28 protein-coding genes are annotated in these 18,324 nt (G+C 60.5%); all 28 read left to right on the top strand.

Annotation, left to right across the window (positions count from 1 at the left end; translation table 11 throughout):
- Positions 1–367 precede the first annotated feature (367 nt).
- The 28 genes from rpsL (at position 368) to L0G76_RS01730 (ending at position 18,284) form a co-directional block, all read left to right on the top strand.
- On the top strand, positions 368–742 hold the full coding sequence (gene rpsL, locus L0G76_RS01865; RefSeq protein ID WP_092015674.1) for a 30S ribosomal protein S12: 375 nt from the start codon (positions 368–370) through the stop codon (positions 740–742).
- A complete protein-coding gene (rpsG, locus tag L0G76_RS01860; RefSeq protein ID WP_092103022.1) occupies positions 742–1,212 on the top strand; it encodes a 30S ribosomal protein S7 in 471 nt (156 codons plus the stop codon). Before rpsL ends, rpsG begins: the two co-directional genes overlap by 1 nt.
- A gap of 97 nt (positions 1,213–1,309) precedes the next feature.
- A complete protein-coding gene (fusA, locus tag L0G76_RS01855) occupies positions 1,310–3,415 on the top strand; it encodes an elongation factor G (RefSeq protein ID WP_304355713.1) in 2,106 nt (701 codons plus the stop codon).
- Between the two features lie 115 nt (positions 3,416–3,530).
- Positions 3,531–4,724, top strand: a complete 1,194-nt coding sequence (gene tuf / locus L0G76_RS01850) for an elongation factor Tu (RefSeq protein WP_304355712.1) — start codon at positions 3,531–3,533, stop codon at positions 4,722–4,724.
- 498 nt (positions 4,725–5,222) lie between these two features.
- Positions 5,223–5,531, top strand: a complete 309-nt coding sequence (gene rpsJ, locus L0G76_RS01845; RefSeq protein WP_009379191.1) for a 30S ribosomal protein S10 — start codon at positions 5,223–5,225, stop codon at positions 5,529–5,531.
- An 11-nt stretch (positions 5,532–5,542) separates the two neighbouring features.
- Positions 5,543–6,217, top strand: coding sequence for a 50S ribosomal protein L3 (gene rplC / locus L0G76_RS01840; protein WP_092103014.1), 675 nt, complete (start codon positions 5,543–5,545; stop codon positions 6,215–6,217).
- A gap of 5 nt (positions 6,218–6,222) precedes the next feature.
- The gene (gene rplD / locus L0G76_RS01835) at positions 6,223–6,876 is read left to right on the top strand and encodes a 50S ribosomal protein L4 (protein ID WP_304355711.1); all 654 of its coding nucleotides are present in this window, start codon (positions 6,223–6,225) and stop codon (positions 6,874–6,876) included.
- Entirely contained in the window at positions 6,873–7,172 is a 300-nt protein-coding gene (rplW, locus tag L0G76_RS01830; RefSeq protein ID WP_092103008.1) for a 50S ribosomal protein L23, read from the top strand. Before rplD ends, rplW begins: the two co-directional genes overlap by 4 nt.
- Positions 7,173–7,202: 30 nt before the next feature.
- On the top strand, positions 7,203–8,039 hold the full coding sequence (gene rplB / locus L0G76_RS01825; protein WP_304355710.1) for a 50S ribosomal protein L2: 837 nt from the start codon (positions 7,203–7,205) through the stop codon (positions 8,037–8,039).
- Positions 8,040–8,054: 15 nt separating this feature from the next.
- The gene (rpsS, locus tag L0G76_RS01820; protein ID WP_092103002.1) at positions 8,055–8,336 is read left to right on the top strand and encodes a 30S ribosomal protein S19; all 282 of its coding nucleotides are present in this window, start codon (positions 8,055–8,057) and stop codon (positions 8,334–8,336) included.
- A gap of 42 nt (positions 8,337–8,378) precedes the next feature.
- Entirely contained in the window at positions 8,379–8,765 is a 387-nt protein-coding gene (gene rplV, locus L0G76_RS01815) for a 50S ribosomal protein L22 (RefSeq protein WP_092102999.1), read from the top strand.
- On the top strand, positions 8,765–9,580 hold the full coding sequence (gene rpsC, locus L0G76_RS01810) for a 30S ribosomal protein S3 (protein WP_304355709.1): 816 nt from the start codon (positions 8,765–8,767) through the stop codon (positions 9,578–9,580). The genes rplV and rpsC overlap by 1 nt, the downstream gene beginning before the upstream one ends.
- A gap of 3 nt (positions 9,581–9,583) precedes the next feature.
- Positions 9,584–10,000: a 50S ribosomal protein L16 gene (rplP, locus tag L0G76_RS01805; RefSeq protein ID WP_092102994.1), complete on the top strand. Its 417-nt coding sequence runs from the start codon at positions 9,584–9,586 to the stop codon at positions 9,998–10,000.
- 2 nt (positions 10,001–10,002) lie between these two features.
- On the top strand, positions 10,003–10,254 hold the full coding sequence (rpmC, locus tag L0G76_RS01800) for a 50S ribosomal protein L29 (RefSeq protein WP_009883561.1): 252 nt from the start codon (positions 10,003–10,005) through the stop codon (positions 10,252–10,254).
- Entirely contained in the window at positions 10,254–10,541 is a 288-nt protein-coding gene (gene rpsQ, locus L0G76_RS01795) for a 30S ribosomal protein S17 (protein WP_304355708.1), read from the top strand. The genes rpmC and rpsQ overlap by 1 nt, the downstream gene beginning before the upstream one ends.
- 144 nt (positions 10,542–10,685) lie before the next feature.
- On the top strand, positions 10,686–11,054 hold the full coding sequence (gene rplN / locus L0G76_RS01790; RefSeq protein WP_009883559.1) for a 50S ribosomal protein L14: 369 nt from the start codon (positions 10,686–10,688) through the stop codon (positions 11,052–11,054).
- Positions 11,055–11,056: 2 nt separating this feature from the next.
- On the top strand, positions 11,057–11,425 hold the full coding sequence (gene rplX, locus L0G76_RS01785; protein ID WP_304355707.1) for a 50S ribosomal protein L24: 369 nt from the start codon (positions 11,057–11,059) through the stop codon (positions 11,423–11,425).
- Positions 11,425–11,994 carry a 50S ribosomal protein L5 gene (gene rplE / locus L0G76_RS01780; RefSeq protein ID WP_092102985.1) on the top strand — a complete coding sequence of 190 codons (570 nt, stop codon included), beginning with the start codon at positions 11,425–11,427 and terminating at the stop codon, positions 11,992–11,994. The genes rplX and rplE overlap by 1 nt, the downstream gene beginning before the upstream one ends.
- A 69-nt stretch (positions 11,995–12,063) precedes the next feature.
- The gene (gene rpsH, locus L0G76_RS01775; protein ID WP_304355706.1) at positions 12,064–12,462 is read left to right on the top strand and encodes a 30S ribosomal protein S8; all 399 of its coding nucleotides are present in this window, start codon (positions 12,064–12,066) and stop codon (positions 12,460–12,462) included.
- Between the two features lie 16 nt (positions 12,463–12,478).
- Positions 12,479–13,015: a 50S ribosomal protein L6 gene (gene rplF, locus L0G76_RS01770; RefSeq protein WP_304355705.1), complete on the top strand. Its 537-nt coding sequence runs from the start codon at positions 12,479–12,481 to the stop codon at positions 13,013–13,015.
- A 2-nt stretch (positions 13,016–13,017) separates the two neighbouring features.
- Positions 13,018–13,398 carry a 50S ribosomal protein L18 gene (rplR, locus tag L0G76_RS01765; RefSeq protein ID WP_304355704.1) on the top strand — a complete coding sequence of 127 codons (381 nt, stop codon included), beginning with the start codon at positions 13,018–13,020 and terminating at the stop codon, positions 13,396–13,398.
- Positions 13,395–14,087 carry a 30S ribosomal protein S5 gene (gene rpsE, locus L0G76_RS01760; RefSeq protein WP_240372748.1) on the top strand — a complete coding sequence of 231 codons (693 nt, stop codon included), beginning with the start codon at positions 13,395–13,397 and terminating at the stop codon, positions 14,085–14,087. The genes rplR and rpsE overlap by 4 nt, the downstream gene beginning before the upstream one ends.
- Positions 14,087–14,269: a 50S ribosomal protein L30 gene (gene rpmD / locus L0G76_RS01755; protein ID WP_304355703.1), complete on the top strand. Its 183-nt coding sequence runs from the start codon at positions 14,087–14,089 to the stop codon at positions 14,267–14,269. The genes rpsE and rpmD overlap by 1 nt, the downstream gene beginning before the upstream one ends.
- Position 14,270: 1 nt before the next feature.
- Positions 14,271–14,723, top strand: coding sequence for a 50S ribosomal protein L15 (gene rplO / locus L0G76_RS01750; RefSeq protein WP_092102971.1), 453 nt, complete (start codon positions 14,271–14,273; stop codon positions 14,721–14,723).
- 287 nt (positions 14,724–15,010) lie between these two features.
- Positions 15,011–16,312 (top strand): preprotein translocase subunit SecY, encoded by a 1,302-nt coding sequence (gene secY, locus L0G76_RS01745; protein ID WP_304355702.1) that lies wholly within the window; start codon positions 15,011–15,013, stop codon positions 16,310–16,312.
- Positions 16,313–16,352: 40 nt separating this feature from the next.
- The gene (locus L0G76_RS01740) at positions 16,353–16,919 is read left to right on the top strand and encodes an adenylate kinase (RefSeq protein WP_304355701.1); all 567 of its coding nucleotides are present in this window, start codon (positions 16,353–16,355) and stop codon (positions 16,917–16,919) included.
- Complete coding sequence (map, locus tag L0G76_RS01735; protein WP_304355700.1) at positions 16,916–17,752, top strand: type I methionyl aminopeptidase; 837 nt, start codon at positions 16,916–16,918, stop codon at positions 17,750–17,752. Before L0G76_RS01740 ends, map begins: the two co-directional genes overlap by 4 nt.
- A gap of 64 nt (positions 17,753–17,816) precedes the next feature.
- Positions 17,817–18,284 (top strand): hypothetical protein, encoded by a 468-nt coding sequence (locus L0G76_RS01730; RefSeq protein ID WP_304355699.1) that lies wholly within the window; start codon positions 17,817–17,819, stop codon positions 18,282–18,284.
- The last annotated feature ends 40 nt before the right edge of the window (positions 18,285–18,324 follow it).

Here is an 18,324-nt window from a genome sequence, read left to right as displayed (position 1 = left end):
GGGGGAGTGGCACGCGTGTCGCGCAGCGCACAGTCGCAGATTTTGACCAGATGCACGCGGCCACGATATTCTAGGATGCGACTGATTGTGTTATCTGTGTCGGCGAATGACCATGCCGGATGTTTTGTGAGATCCGGACTATTGTGAGAATTCGTTTGATGCAGGCCGCCGACGTGTCATTCTGCAGAGGTTGCGTGTCTTCGCGACACACCCGAGTGCAGGGTTCACTGCGTCGCGCGAATACTGGCATCGGGAGTGAAGCTTCACCCGGTGTTCAGTCGGATATGTCCCACGGTTCACAGACATGGCTGACGTCATGGCCAACGTTGGGAATTAGGTCTATCGAGAAGCAAATGGAGAACGCTTAGTGCCGACAATCCAGCAGCTCGTCCGTAAGGGACGACATGTCAATTCCGCAGGATCCGACGCTCCTGCTCTGAAGGGCAGCCCGCAGCGTCGTGGAGTGTGCACCCGTGTGTACACCACTACCCCCAAGAAGCCGAACTCGGCTCTTCGCAAGGTCGCTCGTGTCAAGCTTTCGAGCCAGATCGAAGTGACTGCCTACATTCCAGGTGAAGGACACAACCTGCAGGAGCACTCGATCGTGCTCGTGCGCGGCGGTCGTGTCAAGGACCTGCCAGGTGTGCGCTACCGAATTGTTCGCGGTTCGCTTGACACCCAGGGTGTCAAGGGCCGTCAGCAGGCACGCAGCAAGTACGGTGCGAAGAGGGAGAAGAAGTAATGCCACGTAAAGGTCCTGCACCCAAACGACCGATCGTCGTTGACCCGGTCTTCAGTTCGCCGATCGTCACGCAGCTGATCAACAAGATCCTGCTCGACGGAAAGCGTTCGACGGCTGAGCGCATCGTCTACGGTGCTCTCGAAGGCACCCGTGAGAAGAACGGCAATGACCCAGTTGTCAACCTGAAGAAGGCTCTCGACAACATCCGTCCGTCCCTCGAGGTTCGCTCTCGCCGTGTCGGTGGCGCAACCTACCAGGTTCCGGTTGATGTTCGTCCGGTTCGCTCGACGACACTGGCACTGCGCTGGCTCGTGGGTTACTCCCGCCAGCGTCGTGAGAAGACGATGACCGAACGCCTCATGAATGAGATTCTCGACGCAGGCAACGGCCTCGGAGCTGCTGTGAAGCGTCGCGAAGACACCCACAAGATGGCCGAGTCCAATAAGGCCTTCGCCCACTACCGCTGGTAATCATTCCTCCCAGGAACCCGGTCGGCAGGCACCAGTCGGAGTCTGCCGACCGGGCAGCGGGGGAGTCGATCACATCATCGAGTGAGAGAGAGACACCGTGGCACTTGACGTGCTCACCGACCTGAACAAGGTCCGCAACATCGGCATCATGGCCCACATCGATGCCGGTAAGACCACCACGACCGAACGCATTCTTTACTACACCGGTGTGAACTACAAGATCGGCGAGACCCACGACGGTGCCTCGACGATGGACTGGATGGATCAGGAGCAGGAACGCGGCATCACGATTACGTCGGCTGCCACCACCTGTTACTGGCACGACAACCAGATCAACATCATCGACACCCCGGGCCACGTCGACTTCACCGTCGAGGTTGAGCGCTCGCTGCGCGTCCTCGACGGCGCCGTTGCCGTCTTCGATGGCAAGGAAGGCGTTGAACCGCAGTCCGAGACCGTCTGGCGTCAGGCCGACAAGTACGACGTGCCGCGCGTGTGCTTCGTCAACAAGATGGACAAGCTCGGCGCTGACTTCTACTTCACCGTCGACACCATCCGGGAACGTCTCGGTGCCAAGCCGCTGGTCATCCAGCTGCCTATCGGCGCCGAGTCGGACTTCGCCGGCATCGTCGATCTTCTTGAGATGAAGGCCTACATCTGGCCCGATGAGTCCAAGAAGGGTCAGGACATGACCGAGATCGAGATCCCTGAAGATCTCCAGAGCAAGGCCGAAGAATTCCGTGCTCAGCTCGTCGAGGATGTTGCTGATGCTACTGATGAACTCATGGAGAAGTACCTCGAAGGCGAAGAGCTCTCGATCGATGAGATCAAGGGCGGAATCCGCTCTCTCGTCGTCAACTCCACTGCATTCCCGGTCATGTGCGGTTCGGCATACAAGAACAAGGGTGTCCAGCCCATGCTCAATGCCGTCATCGACTACCTGCCTTCGCCGCTCGAGGTCCCTCCCATGGTCGGAGAGAACCCTCGTGACGAGGACGACAAGCTGACCCGCAGGCCTTCTGTGGACGAGCCCTTCTCGGCGCTCGCGTTCAAGGTGGCTACTCACGCGTTCTTCGGCACGCTGACATACGTTCGCGTGTACTCCGGACAGGTGAAGTCGGGCGAGCAGGTTCTCAACTCGACGAGCGGCAAGAAAGAGCGCGTCGGCAAACTCTTCCAGATGCACTCCAACAAGGAGAACCCTGTCGAAGAGGCCATCGCCGGGCACATCTACGCGTTCATCGGTCTCAAAGAGACAACCACCGGTGACACGCTGTGCGACCCGAGCGCCCCGATCGCTCTTGAGTCGATGACCTTCCCTGAGCCGGTCATCTCTGTGGCCATCGAGCCCAAGACCAAGAGTGACCAGGAGAAGCTGTCGTCTGCCATCCAGAAGTTCGTCCGGGAAGACCCGACTTACCGGGTCGAGCTCGACGCGGAGACCGGTCAGACCGTCATCCGCGGAATGGGCGAGCTTCACCTCGACATCCTCGTCGACCGCATGCGTCGTGAGTTCAAGGTCGAGGCGAACGTGGGCAAGCCTCAGGTCGCCTACCGTGAGACCATCCGTCGCACGGTCGATAAGTACGATTACACCCACAAGAAGCAGACGGGTGGATCGGGACAGTTCGCGAAGGTCCAGGTCACCTTCGAGCCTCTCGAGGTCGAAGGCGATAACATTTACGAGTTCGAGAATGCGATCACGGGTGGCCGTGTGCCACGCGAATACATTCCGAGCGTCGATGCCGGTATCCAGGACGCCATGCAGCTCGGTGTCCTGGCCGGATACCCGATGGTCGGCGTCAAGGCCACACTGGTCGATGGTGCCTACCATGATGTCGACTCCTCGGAGATGGCATTCAAGATCGCCGGCTCGATGGTCTTCAAGGAGGCCGTTCAGAAGGCGAAGCCGGTTCTGCTGGAACCGGTCATGGACGTCGAAGTGCGCACCCCTGAGGAATACATGGGTGACGTCATCGGCGACCTGAATTCCAGGCGTGGCCAGATCCAGTCCATGGACGATGCTTCCGGTGTGAAGGTCGTCAAGGCTGTGGTCCCGTTGTCGGAGATGTTCGGTTACATCGGTGATCTGCGGTCGAAGACCCAGGGCCGTGCGGTGTACACGATGACTTTCTCCAGCTATGCGGAGGTCCCGAAGGCTGTTGCCGAAGAGATCGTCCAGAAGATGCGTGGCGGAGAGTAATCTCCGGTCCCCGGTCGCCCTGGTGAGCAAGAACATGTTCACCGGAATGAAAGATAACCAACAAAGGTCTAAGATATGAACCGCATATCTTTTGCCAACCACGAGGAGGAACCCAGTGGCAAAGGCTAGTTTCGATAGGACTAAGCCGCACGTCAACATCGGCACCATTGGCCACGTTGACCACGGAAAGACCACCTTGACCGCAGCGATCACAAAGGTCCTGGCGGAAAAGTACCCAGAACTCAATGAGGCTCGCGCCTTCGACCAGGTGGACAATGCACCTGAGGAGAAGGAGCGCGGCATCACCATCAACGTCTCGCACGTTGAATACCAGACCGAGAAGCGTCACTACGCACACGTCGATGCCCCTGGTCACGCCGACTACATCAAGAACATGATCACCGGTGCTGCTCAGATGGACGGCGCGATCCTCGTGGTCGCCGCTACCGACGGCCCGATGCCGCAGACCCGTGAGCACGTTCTGCTCGCGCGTCAGGTTGGTGTGCCCTACATCGTTGTCGCACTGAACAAGTCCGATATGGTCGATGACGAGGAGCTCCTCGAGCTCGTCGACTTCGAGGTGCGCGATCTGCTCTCGAGCCAGGACTTCGACGGCGACAACGCTCCTGTCATTCCTGTGTCCGCTCTCAAGGCGCTGGAAGGCGACGAGAAGTGGGTCAAGAGCGTCGAAGACCTCATGGAAGCCGTCGATGACAACGTTCCCGAGCCGGAGCGCGACATCGACAAGCCATTCCTCATGCCTGTGGAAGACGTCTTCACGATCACCGGTCGTGGAACCGTCGTCACCGGTCGTGTGGAGCGCGGCGTCCTGCTGCCTAACGACGACATCGAGATCGTGGGCATCAAGGAGAAGTCGTCCAAGACGACCGTCACCGCAATCGAGATGTTCCGCAAGACTCTGCCTGACGCACGTGCAGGCGAGAACGTCGGACTGCTCCTGCGCGGAACCAAGCGCGAAGACGTGGAGCGCGGACAGGTTATCGTGAAGCCGGGATCGATCACCCCGCACACGAACTTCGAAGGTCAGGTCTACATCCTGAGCAAGGACGAGGGTGGACGTCACAACCCGTTCTACTCGAACTACCGTCCTCAGTTCTACTTCCGGACGACCGACGTCACCGGCGTCATCCAGCTGCCTGAGGGCACCGAAATGGTCATGCCGGGCGACAACACCGACATGACGGTCGAGCTGATCCAGCCGATCGCTATGGAAGAGGGCCTCCGCTTCGCTATCCGCGAGGGTGGACGCACCGTCGGCGCTGGTCGAGTCACCAAGATCACCGCCTGATATACCGTCGATCTTCGAGGTTTCGGCCTTGAGCTCGGGACTACGGTTCTGAACGATCGACACGGAACCCCGGTCCACTGGGCCGGGGTTCCGTGCATTCACAAGGGAAAGCGCCTCTGGGTGTGACCTGCCTGACTCACTCGGGCATGCGATCATGAGATGCCTCACAGGACAGATGCCTGGAATTGCGCGGATGAAGTGCTATGTGACAAGATGGTGAAGTTGCGTTTTGGGCGTTGACCCCTGCACTGCGGTAGAGATACCGCGAACAGCCCGGAACACTATCGGATCGATGAATCTGCGTGAAAGCGGGTTCGGACCGAGCAGCCAATGAGTAGAAGCGCCGTCGGCCCTCCCTGGGAATTGAAAAATTCTCCGTCAGGATTAGCCGACACGCCCGACCTCGGGGGTCGGTCATGGTCAGCCGGCACAGACCACAGACGATTTCGATCGACTGTTGGTTGATGGCCGGAAGCAACTAAAGAAAGAGACGACGCCATGGCGGGACAGAAAATCCGCATTCGGCTCAAGTCGTACGACCATGCTGTGATTGACAGTGCTGCACGCAAGATCGTGGACACCGTCACTCGCGCAGGTGCGACTGTTGTGGGCCCCGTGCCGTTGCCAACGGAGAAGAACGTGTACTGCGTCATCCGTTCGCCACACAAGTACAAAGACAGCCGTGAGCATTTCGAAATGCGCACGCATAAGCGTCTGATCGACATCGTCGATCCGACGCCGAAGGCAGTCGACTCGCTGATGCGTCTCGACCTCGCTGACGACGTCAACATCGAGATCAAGCTCTAAGGGAGGCAAACATGGCGAACAATCGTTCATCAGCTCTCCCTACCACCCGCAAGGTCAAGGGCCTTCTGGGAACCAAGCTGGGCATGACCCAGGTTTGGGATGAGCAGAACAATCTCGTACCGGTGACCGTAGTGGCCGCCGGCAGCAACGTCGTGACTCAGATCCGCAACGAGGAAACCGATGGTTACCCCGCACTGCAGATCGCGTTCGGCGAGATCGATCCGCGCAAGGTCAACAAGCCCACTGCAGGCCACTTCGAGAAGGCCGGCGTGACTCCACGCCGTCACCTTGTCGAGTTGCGCACAGCAGACGCTGCTGACTATGCACTGGGTCAGGAACTCGGAGTCGATACCTTCGACACCGGGATCAAGGTCGACGTGACCGCTAAGACCAAGGGTAAGGGAACCGCCGGTGTCATGAAGCGTCACGGCTTCGCCGGTGTCGGCGCCTCCCACGGACAGCACCGCAACCACCGCAAGCCGGGTTCGATCGGCGGAGCCGCGACCCCGGGTCGCGTGTTCAAAGGTATGCGCATGGCTGGCCGTATGGGTGCCGTCAAGCACACCACCCAGAACCTCACGATCCACGCCGTGGACACCGAGAACAACTTCCTGCTCATCAAGGGTGCCGTACCTGGTCCCAAGGGTGCGGTCGTTCTCGTTCGCTCGGCCGCGAAGGAGGGCTGAACGTAATGACTGATATCAAGACAGTCGACGTTGTCGATGCCACTGGTGCGAAAACAGGATCCGTTGACCTGCCAGCCGAGATCTTTGGCGTGCAGACCAATGTGCCGTTGATTCACCAGGTTGTTGTCGCGCAGTTGGCAGCAGCCCGTCAGGGTACACACAAGACAAAGACCCGCTCCGAAGTACGCGGTGGCGGTCGCAAGCCCTACCGCCAGAAGGGAACCGGCAACGCCCGTCAGGGTTCGATCCGCGCTCCTCAGTACAACGGCGGTGGAATCGTGCACGGGCCGGTTCCTCGCGATTACTCGCAGCGGACCCCCAAGAAGATGAAGACCGCTGCACTGCGCGGCGCTCTCTCGGATCGTGCACGTCTCGATCAGGTCTTCGTTGTGAAGAACCTGGTCACCGGCGAAGCACCGTCGACCAAGCAGGCGAAGCTCGCTCTGGCCGGCCTCTCCGATCGCAAGAACACCCTCGTGGTGCTCGACCGTGACGACGAGCTCACCGAGCGCAGCGTTCGCAACCTGTCTCACGTGCACGTCCTCACCTCGGATCAGCTCAACACATACGATGTGCTGATCGCCGATGACATCGTGTTCACCGAGTCAGCGCTGGAGACGTTCCTGGGCGGATACCGCAAATCGGAGGACGCATCATGAGTCTGAACTTCAAGGACCCACGCGACATCATCGTCGCACCGGTCGTCTCGGAAAAGACCTACAGCCTGATGGACGAGGGTAAGTACACCTTTCTCGTCGACCAGGGGTCAAACAAGACCGAGATCAAGCACGCCATTGAATCGATCTTCGATGTGCAGGTTGCCAAGGTCAACACCCTGAATCGTCAGGGCAAGCGCCGCCGCACCCGCACCGGTTGGGGTAAGCGCAAGGACACCAAGCGTGCCATTGTCGCCCTCAAGGACGGATCGATCGACATCTTCGGTGGATCGCTCTAAGCGATCCTTCGTAAAAGAAGGACAAGACTCATGGGAATCCGTAAGCACAAGCCGACGACCCCGGGCCGCCGTGGCTCATCGGTCGCCGACTTCGTCGAAGTGACCCGGTCTACACCGGAGAAGTCACTTCTGCGCCCACTGCCCAAGCGCGGTGGCCGCAACAGTCAGGGACGCGTGACCACTCGCCATCAGGGCGGCGGCCACAAGCGTCAGTACCGTGTCATCGACTTCCGCCGCCATGACAAAGATGGCGTTCCGGCGAAGGTCGCACACATCGAATACGACCCGAACCGCACCGCGCGGATCGCTCTTCTGCACTATGCAGACGGCGAGAAGCGCTACATCCTCGCCCCGCAGAATCTTCAGCAGGGCGCACAGGTTGAAGCGGGATCGGGCGCAGACATCAAGCCGGGCAACAACCTTGCCCTGCGCAACATCCCAGTCGGCACCGTGCTGCACGCAGTTGAAATGCGTCCAGGCGGCGGTGCCAAGATCGCTCGTTCTGCCGGTTCGTCCGTGCAGCTCGTTGCGAAGTACGGCCGGTTCGCTCAGCTGCGGATGCCTTCGGGCGAGATCCGCAATGTTGATGCGCGCTGCCGTGCGACGGTCGGCGAGGTCGGCAATGCCGAGCAGTCGAACATCAGCTGGGGCAAAGCAGGCCGCATGCGTTGGAAGGGCAAGCGCCCATCCGTGCGTGGTGTCGTCATGAACCCGATCGATCACCCGCATGGTGGTGGCGAGGGCCGTACTTCGGGTGGACGTCACCCAGTCAGCCCGTGGGGTCAGCTAGAAGGCCGCACACGCCGGCCGAACAAAGAGAGCGACAAGTACATCGTGCGCCGTCGCCGGACCGGCAAGAAGCGCTGATTGGAGTACTGACTTATGCCTCGTAGCCTCAAAAAGGGTCCTTTCGTCGATGAACACCTGTACCAGAAGGTGGCTGTTCAGAACGAGAAGAACTCTAAAAATGTAATCAAGACATGGTCTCGTCGCTCGATGATCATCCCGGACTTCCTGGGACACACCATCGCAGTACATGACGGACGCAAGCATGTTCCAGTCTTCATCACTGAAGCCATGGTCGGACATAAGCTTGGCGAGTTCGCACAGACACGGACGTTCCGTGGCCACGAAAAGGACGATCGTAAGGGTCGCCGCCGCTGAGGCGGGGCACTCCTACGATCCTAGACAAGAGAGAAGGAAGCGATGGAAGCCAAGGCTAAGGCGCGTTACCTGCGCGTCACGCCTCGCAAGGCTCGGCGCGTCATCGACCTCATTCGTGGTCAGCAGGCGACCGAAGCACTTGCGGTGTTGAAGTTTGCAGAACAGTCGGCATCAGATCCGATTTACAAGCTCGTTGCCTCCGGCGTCGCGAATGCGCGAGTCCGGGCCGACGAGGAGGGCATTGCGTTCGACGAGAACGAACTGGTCATCTCCGAAGCATTCGTGGACGAGGGGCCGACCATGAAGCGGTTCCGTCCGCGAGCACAGGGTCGCGCTTTCCGCATTGAGAAGCGCACAAGCCACGTTTCAGTGGTCCTGGCCAGCGGCGACGACCTGCCTCAGCGCAAGAGCCGGAAGGGGAACCGTTAATGGGCCAGAAAATCAATCCGAACGGATTCCGACTCGGAATCACCACGGATCACAAGTCGAAGTGGTTTGCTGACTCCACGACACCGGGTCAGCGCTACAGCGACTACGTGCTCGAAGATGTGAAGATCCGCAAGATGATGACCAAGGGCCTTGAGCGCGCTGGCATCTCCAAGGTGAACATCGAACGTACGCGTGATCGTGTCCGAGTCGACATCCACACTGCCCGCCCGGGCATCGTCATTGGACGTCGTGGAGCCGAAGCCGACCGCATCCGCGGTCAGCTCGAGAAGCTCACCGGCAAGCAGATTCAGCTCAACATCCTTGAGGTGAAGAACTCAGAGGTCGACGCGCAGCTCGTTGCTCAGGGAGTTGCCGAGCAGCTGGCAAGCCGCGTGGCATTCCGCCGTGCGATGCGCAAGTCGATCCAGAGCGCCCAGCGTGCAGGTGCCAAGGGCATCCGCGTGCAGTGCTCCGGTCGTCTCGGCGGTGCCGAAATGAGCCGTTCCGAGTTCTACCGCGAGGGTCGTGTGCCTCTGCACACCCTGCGGGCGAACATCGATTACGGCTTCCACGAAGCACACACCACATTCGGACGCATCGGCGTCAAGGTGTGGATCTACAAGGGCGACATGACCGACCAGGAGCTTGCTGCCGAGCAGGCCAAGGCTCCTGCTGCTCGTGGTCCTCGTGGCCGTGGGCGCGGTCGTGGAGGCCGTGGTCGTGGTCAGGAAGGCGCACCCCGCCGGAACGATCAGGCCCGTACCACTGAGAACAACGCCGAGGCCCCTGCGGCTGAGGCCGGATCGGAGGGCTGACACATGCTGATCCCTCGTCGGGTTAAATACCGCAAGCAGCACCACCCCAAGCGGGGCGGAGCGGCAAAGGGCGGCACCAAGGTGTCTTTCGGTGACTACGGCATTCAGGCCACAGAGCCCGCCTACGTCACCAACCGGCAGATCGAGGCCGCACGTATTGCCATGACTCGCTACATCAAGCGTGGCGGCAAGGTGTGGATCAACATCTACCCAGATCAACCACTCACGAAGAAGCCGGCCGAAACCCGCATGGGTTCCGGCAAGGGTTCGCCGGAATGGTGGGTCGCCAATGTCAAGCCGGGCCGGGTCATGTTCGAACTCGCCGGTGTGTCCGAGGAAGTTGCTCGCGAGGCCCTGCGTCTTGCGATCCACAAGCTTCCGCTCAAGGCCCGTATCGTGGCCCGCGAAGGTGGTGAGTGAGTATGGCAATCGGTTCGAAGAACCTGTCCATGGACGCACTTGACGGTTATGACAACGAGCGTCTGCTCGAGGAGCTCAAGAAGGCCAAGGCCGAGCTGTTCAACCTGCGCTTCCAGTCGGCCACCGGCCAGCTGGAGAGCCATGGTCGTCTCAAGGCCGTGCGTCGCGACATCGCTCGTATCTACACCGTGCTCAATGAGCGGGAATTGGACATTCGTCCGAACCCCGCTGACGCTAAGGAAGAGGACAAGTGATGGCGGAGACCACCAAGCCCGAGGCAACGCCCGCGGAGCGTAACACCCGCAAGACTGCGCGCGGTTACGTTGTGTCCGACAAAATGGAGAAGACCATCGTCGTCGAGGTGGAGGAGCGCAAGACGCACCGCCTCTACGGCAAGGTTCTTCGCCAGTCGGTGAAGTACAAGGTCCACGATGAGGAGAACACCGCTGGTGTCGGTGACCTCGTCCTCGTGTCTGAGACGCGGCCGGTTTCGGCCGCGAAGCGTTGGCGGCTCGTCGAGATCATCGAACGCGCCAAGTAAGCCGACGCCACCCCTCCCACCTGGTCCCGCCCACGATCTCGAGCAGATCGTGGGCGGCTACCGGGAACGGGGTGAAATGTCATTAATCCGTTCCGCAAGGCTCATGCATTCGCGTGAGAACCGGCGCGACGACAGGAGAAAATAGTGATTCAGCAAGAGTCGCGACTCAAGGTCGCCGACAACACTGGTGCCAAGCAGATCCTGGCAATCAGGATTCTGGGTGGTTCCGGTCGGCGTTATGCCTCGATCGGTGACACCATCGTGGCAACCGTCAAAGACGCAATTCCTGGTGGAAACGTGAAGAAGGGCGACGTCGTCAAGGCTGTCATCGTTCGGACCGCTAAGGAACGCCGTCGTCCCGATGGTTCGTACATCAAGTTCGACGAGAATGCAGCAGTCATCCTCAAGACTGACGGCGAACCACGCGGAACCCGTATCTTCGGACCCGTGGGGCGCGAATTGCGCGATAAGAAGTTCATGAAGATCGTCTCCCTGGCACCGGAGGTGTTGTGAACATGGCGAACAAGCTCAAGATCAAGAAGGGCGACCTCGTCCAGGTGATTGCAGGCGCCCGTGAGTCACGGGGTGGCGATCGTGGGAAGCAGGGCAAGGTTCTTGCCGTGTACCCGGAACGCAACCGCGTCCTCGTTGAGGGCATCAACCGCGTGATCAAACACAAGAAGGCAACGCAGACTCAGGCCGGCGGCACCGCCGGTGGCCGTGAGACTCACGAAGCCCCAATCCACGTGTCCAACGTGGCGCTCGTTGATCCCAAGGACAACAAGCCCACCCGCGTCGGATACCGCGAGGAAACCGTTGAACGCGATGGTCGCAGCAAGACCGTTCGGGTTCGCGTCTCGCGTCGCACCGGGGAGGAGATCTGATGACGGAAACAACAACGAGCCGTCCAGCGCCACGCCTCAAGCAGGTTTACCGCGATGACATCGTGGCCAAGCTGCAGGACGAGTTCAAATACGCAAACCCCATGCAGGTTCCCGGTCTGACCAAGGTCGTCGTGAACATGGGTGTGGGTGACGCAGCACGCGATTCGAAGCTGATCGAAGGCGCAATCAACGACCTGACTCTGATCACCGGTCAGAAGCCGGTCGTGACTCGGGCGCGGAAATCCGTCGCCCAGTTCAAGTTGCGCGAAGGTCAGCCCATCGGAGCCCACGTCACCATGCGTGGCGCTCGGATGTGGGAATTCGTCGACCGTGTCATCTCTCTGGCTCTTCCGCGTATCCGCGACTTCCGCGGACTCTCGGATCGTCAGTTCGACGGGAACGGTAACTACACCTTCGGTCTCACGGAGCAGTCGATGTTCCACGAGATCGATCAGGACCGGATCGACCGCGTCCGAGGTATGGATATCACAGTTGTGACTACAGCGAACACCGACGACGAGGGACGTGCACTTCTGCGCCACCTCGGGTTCCCGTTCAAGACCAAATAATCGCTACGTTGCAGGTCCAAGCACGCATCGCGTGGGCGGAAACCGTAACGAGGAAGGGCTAGAGCCCAAATGACAATGACTGATCCAGTCGCAGACATGTTGACACGTCTGCGGAACGCCAACTCGGCTTATCACGAGGACGTCAGCATGCCGTTCTCGAAGCTGAAATCAAACATCGCCGAGATCCTCAAGAGCGAGGGCTACATCACCGCTTGGAGCGTCGAAGATGCTCAGGTCGGTAAGACCCTCCTCATGGACCTCAAGTTCGGTCCCAACCGGGAGCGTTCGATCGCCGGCCTGCGCCGTGTGTCGAAGCCCGGGCTGCGCGTCTACGCGAAGTCGACCAACTTGCCCAAGGTCCTCGGTGGACTCGGCATCGCCATTCTGTCGACGTCGTCAGGCCTCCTGACGGACCGGCAGGCCGCCAAGAAGGGTGTGGGTGGGGAAGTCCTCGCCTACGTCTGGTAAGGAAGGAGAGAAGAAAATGTCACGTATTGGCAAGAACCCGATCTCCGTCCCCACCGGCGTTGAGGTCAAGATCGACGGCCAGGATGTCGCCGTCAAGGGACCCAAGGGTGATCTGTCCGTCTCCATCTCCGAGCCGATTAGCGTATCGCTCGATGACGGCGTCGTGACCGTGAGCCGTCCGGATGAAGAGCGCGAATCGCGTTCTCTGCACGGACTGTCCCGCACGATGATCAACAACATGATCGTCGGTGTGACCGACGGCTACTCGAAGTCCCTCGAGATCGTCGGCACCGGTTACCGCGTGCTGGCCAAGGGATCGAACCTCGAGCTCGCTCTGGGCTACAGCCACTCGATCACCGTCGAACCACCCGAGGGAATCTCCTTCACGGTCGACGGACAGACCAAGCTGGCAGTTCACGGCATCGACAAGCAGCTGGTCGGAGAGACCGCTGCCAACATCCGGAAGCTGCGCAAGCCTGAACCCTACAAGGGCAAGGGTGTCCGCTATGCCGGAGAAAATGTCCGTCGCAAGGTCGGAAAGGCTGGTAAGTAGAGATGGCCTTTGGCAAAAAGGAAAGCTACGGCAAGGGCAGGGCTGCGGCCCGCAAACGTCGTCACGCTCGTCTGCGCAAGCATGTCAGCGGTACGTCGGACCGTCCTCGCCTCTCAGTGACTCGCTCCACGCGCCACGTCTTTGTCCAGGTCATCGACGATACCGTCGGCAAGACCTTGGCATCAGCCTCCACTATGGAAGCCGACCTGCGCACTCTCGAGGGTGACAAGACCGGCAAGGCCCACAAGGTCGGCGAGCTGGTAGCCCAGCGCGCCAAGGAAGCCGGCATCGAAGCCGTCGTGTTCGACCGTGGCGGCAACACCTACCACGGCCGTGTGCAGGCAATCGCCGAAGGTGCCCGTGAAGGAGGATTGGCCCTATGAGCACTGAAGAGAACAAGGAACAGCAGCCAGCTGCTGAGACCCGTACCGATAACAACAGTGATCGCTCCTCACGTGGTCGCGGTCAAGGCGGCCAGGGTGGTCAGGGCGGCCAAGGTCGCGGACGCGGTGAAGGCCGTGGACGCGGCGGTCGCGGTGATCGCGAAGAGAAGAGCCAGTTCATCGAGCACGTCGTCACGATCAACCGCGTGTCGAAGGTGGTCAAGGGTGGACGTCGGTTCTCCTTCACTGCCCTCGTCGTCGTCGGAGACGGAGACGGCATGGTCGGAATGGGCTACGGCAAGGCGAAGGAAGTTCCTGCAGCCATTGCCAAGGGTGTCGAAGAGGCGAAGAAGAACTTCTTCCGCGTCCCTCGCATCCAGAAGACCATTCCACATCCGATCCAGGGCGAGACCGCAGCAGGCGTCGTCATGCTGCGTCCGGCCGCTCCCGGTACCGGCGTCATCGCCGGTGGTCCGGTGCGTGCGGTCCTCGATGCTGCCGGCGTTCAGGACATCCTGTCCAAGTCGCTGGGGTCAGCCAACGCAATCAACATCGTTCGTGCCGCGATCAAGGCCCTCCAGGGTCTCGAGCGCCCAGAGCAGGTCGCGGCTCGCCGTGGACTGCCTGTGGACGAAGTCGCTCCTCACGCATTGCTGCGGGCGGCTGCTGAAAGCGGGGCGAAATCCTGATGGCAAAACTCAAAGTGACCCAGCACAAATCCGATATCGGTGGCAAGCCGAACCAGCGTGATTCGCTGCGTTCGCTCGGACTGAAGCGGATCGACGATGTGGTGGTGTGCGAGGATCGTCCCGAAATCCGGGGAATGATCAACGTCGTGCGTCACCTCGTGACTGTGGAAGAGGTGGATTGATATGTCGAACGACGACTCACTCAAGCTCCACGATCTCCGTCCTGCCCCCGGAGCGAAGACTGCCAAGACCCGTGTCGGTCGTGGTGAAGCTTCGAAGGGCAAGACAGCCGGACGCGGAACCAAGGGCACACACGCCCGTTACCAGGTTCCGCACGGCTTCGAGGGTGGACAGACTCCGATGCACATGCGTCTGCCTAAACTGCGCGGGTTCAAAAACCCCGCAAAGGTGACGTTCCAGGTTGTCAATCTCGACAAGCTGTCGTCCTTGTTCCCAGAAGGCGGCGACGTCACAGTCGCTGATCTGGTGGCCAAGGGTGCCGTGCGTGCGAAACAGCCCGTCAAGGTTCTGGGCACCGGTGAGATCACCGTGGCTCTGAACATCACTGCAGACAAGTTCTCGGGTTCTGCACTCGAGAAGATCAAGGCTGCAGGCGGAAGCGCCAGCGAAGCCTGAACAGCACCCGCACAGCGGGTCTGAAATATCAGGGTTCCCAGCAAGGGGCGGTCACACTGTGACCGCCCCTTCGTTGTCCCCGATTTCATGAACCCTCGAACCGCGCACACGCGCCCCGAAGTTCGTTTCGACACAGTCACGGCGACAGCAGTCGTCAGCCAGGGTCGAACCGGTCGTTCGGTTTCAGCCTGACGGCCATACCCTGATAGTCTTTTGCAGGTATTTGTCTCATTCGCCAGGTCGCATTCAGCGGCCCTGACTTTTTCATCCCCCAATGAGGAGGACGCTTGATCGGCGCAATTCGGAGGGCCTTCAGAACGCCCGACTTGAGGAACAAACTCCTCTTCACCCTGGGCATTCTTGTCATCTTCCGCCTCGGTTCATTCATTCCCTCGCCGGGAATCGATTACACCCAGGTTCAGGAATGTGTGGCCTCCCCGCAGCTGAATGAGGGCGGATTCGCGATGATCAACCTCTTCAGCGGTGGTGCACTGCTGCAGCTGTCGATCTTCGCTCTGGGTATCATGCCCTACATCACTGCCAGCATCATCGTCCAACTTCTGCGCGTTGTGATTCCGCGCTTCGAGTCGCTCCACAAAGAGGGCGCCTCGGGACAGGCGAAGCTCACCCAGTACACGCGCTACCTCACCATCGGGCTGGCCGTGCTCAATGCCACCACGCTCGTGGCCACGGTGCGTACGGGTGCTCTCTTCGGCAATATCGAAGGCTGCAACGACCTCATCACCAACGACTCCTGGTGGGGCATCTCCATCCTCGTCATCACCTTGGTGGCAGGCACCGGCCTGATCATGTGGCTCGGCGAGCAGATCACCGAGCACGGCGTCGGCAACGGCATGTCGCTGCTCATCTTCACCTCGGTGGCTTCGGCCTTCCCATCGTCGCTGGGCGCAATCTTCCGCGAACAGGGCGTCGACATCTTCCTCATCGTCCTGGCTGTCGGCCTCGTGCTCGTGGCACTCGTCGTCTTCGTCGAACAGTCCCAGCGGCGCATTCCGGTGCAGTACGCCAAACGCATGGTCGGCCGACGGATGTTCGGCGGCACCTCGACCTACATCCCGATCAAGGTCAATATGGCCGGCGTGATCCCTGTGATCTTCGCATCCTCGGTTCTCTACCTACCCAGCCTGATCTCGCAGTTCTTCGATCCGGAGAGCCAGTGGGTGGAGTGGATCAACACCTACTTCACTCGCGGTGACCACCCGATCTACATCACGACCTACGCATTGCTGACGATCTTCTTCGCCTACTTCTACGTCGCCATCACCTTCAACCCGGAGGAAGTCGCCGACAACATGAAGAAGTACGGCGGCTTCGTTCCCGGCATCCGGGCCGGACGCCCCACTGCTGACTACCTGAGTTTCGTGCTCAGCCGCATCAACTTCCCGGGCTCGCTCTACTTGGCCTTCGTCGCACTGATTCCGCTGATCGCACTGGTCCTCATCAATGCGAACCAGAACTTCCCCTTCGGCGGCACCTCGCTGCTGATCGTGGTGGGAGTCGGCCTCGAGACCGTCAAGCAGATCGACGCACAGATGCAGCAGCGCCACTATGAGGGCCTGCTCCGCTGACCGATCCCGACCGCGGAAATCCATTGGAAGGACACACCCTATGAACTCACGCATCATCCTGATCGGCCCACCCGGTGCCGGCAAAGGAACCCAGGCAACACGTCTGTCCGAAGCGCTGAACATCCCGGCGATCTCGACCGGAGACATCTTCCGCGCGAATGTGAAGGGTGAGACGGAACTCGGCAAACTCGCCAAGCGCTACATGGATGCCGGTGAATACGTCCCCGACGAAGTGACCAACTCGATGGTCGCCGATCGACTGAGCCAGGACGACGCCGCCGAAGGATTCCTCCTCGACGGCTACCCGCGCACCGGTGCACAGGTCGACGAACTCGATCGGATCCTCGCAGCCGAGGGCCATGAGATCGAGCAGGTCGTCGAGCTCACTGCTGACATCGACGAGGTCGTCGCCCGTCTCTTGGCGCGTGCACAGACCGAGGGCCGCAGTGACGACAGTGAGGACGTCATCCGGCACCGCCTCGACGTCTACGCCGAGCAGACGCAGCCCCTGACCGACATCTACCGTCAACGCGGTCTGCTGCGCCAGGTCGATGGGCTCGGCGAAGTGTCTGAGATCACCGATCGAATCCTCGCCTCCATTCGATGATCTTCGGTCCCCGGATCGAGCTGAAGTCTCCTCAGCAGCTGGCCGCGATGCGCCAAGCCGGACTGCTGACCGGGCAGGTGCTGAAGGCGGCCCGTGAAGCCGCAGTCCCCGGTGCCACCACCGCCGAGGTGGATGCCGCGGCCGAAGCTGTCATCATCGAGGCCGGGGCCCGGTCCAATTTCAAGGGCTACCAGGGTTTCCCCGCCGTCGTGTGCATCTCCGTGAATGAGGAGATCGTGCACGGCATACCTGGAGACAGGGTGCTCGAATCCGGGGACCTCGTGTCGATCGACGGCGGAGCCATCGTCGATGGATTCCACGGAGATTCGGCATTCACCATGATCGTCGGCGGCGACGCCGCTGGGTCGAAGGCGGACGTCGCACTGTCGCAGGCGACGGAGAAGGCGATGTGGGTCGGCATTGCCGCCTTCGCAACCGGAAACAAGGTCAGCGACATCGGTGATGCGATTGATGATCATGTCTCACGCGACGCCCCTGAGCTGGGCCTCGTAGAGGAGTTCACCGGCCATGGCATCGGCACGTCAATGCATATGCCCCCGGAGGTCCTGAACTACCGGAGCCGGTCGAACGGACCGAAGATCAGATCGGGGATGTGCCTCGCGATCGAGCCGATGCTCACTGCAGGCAGCAGCGAGACCATCACCCTGGCCGACGACTGGACTGTCGTGACAGACGATGGCTCTCGTGCAAGCCATTGGGAACACAGTGTCGCCAAGCATGATGGGGGAGTCTGGGTACTCACCGCAGAGGATGGGGGAGTGGCCGGACTGGCCCCGTTCGGAATCACACCGGTTCCTCCGACCGGCTCCTGAGACAGGTACGGCGACTCAAGGCTGAGGCGTCGTCATCCTTGTATTTTCACGTGAGGATCTGCTCATGACGGGTGTCCACGATCACACGAAACGTGCGGCAGATGTGGGCGATCGGTATCGCCTGACCCGTCTCTGCCTTGACGTCATCTCTGCATTCGGCTGTCTCCGAGCGCAGGGCCTTCCCGGTCCCGTCATCGTCGGGGTCCTCGACGAACACGGCTACTCTTCCTCGAGCGTGCACAATCAGCTGGTGCGAATGGTCCACAGGAACCTCCTGACCAGCGAGAAGCTCGGACGAGTCTCGATCTATCGACTGAGTGAGCGCATTCCGTCCGGGTTCATGGACATCGCGGGTGACCGCGAGGCTCCGACGTTCGAGGACAGGTTCCATTCCGCCCTGTACTCGATTCCAGAGACCGCGCGGACGCTGCGCGACCGATTCCAGTACGTGGCCAGGATGCTCGGATACCGGCAGCTGTGCCCAGGGCTCCTGCTCTCCTTCGCCGATCTCTCACATGATCTGGCAGCGTAGCTGCCCGCCGTCGAACCGGGCTGGTGCGAATTCGCGACGA

The organism is Brevibacterium picturae (genome assembly GCF_030453725.1).
Lineage (GTDB): Bacteria > Actinomycetota > Actinomycetes > Actinomycetales > Brevibacteriaceae > Brevibacterium > Brevibacterium sandarakinum_A.
This window is presented reverse-complemented; position numbering and strand designations above follow the sequence as displayed.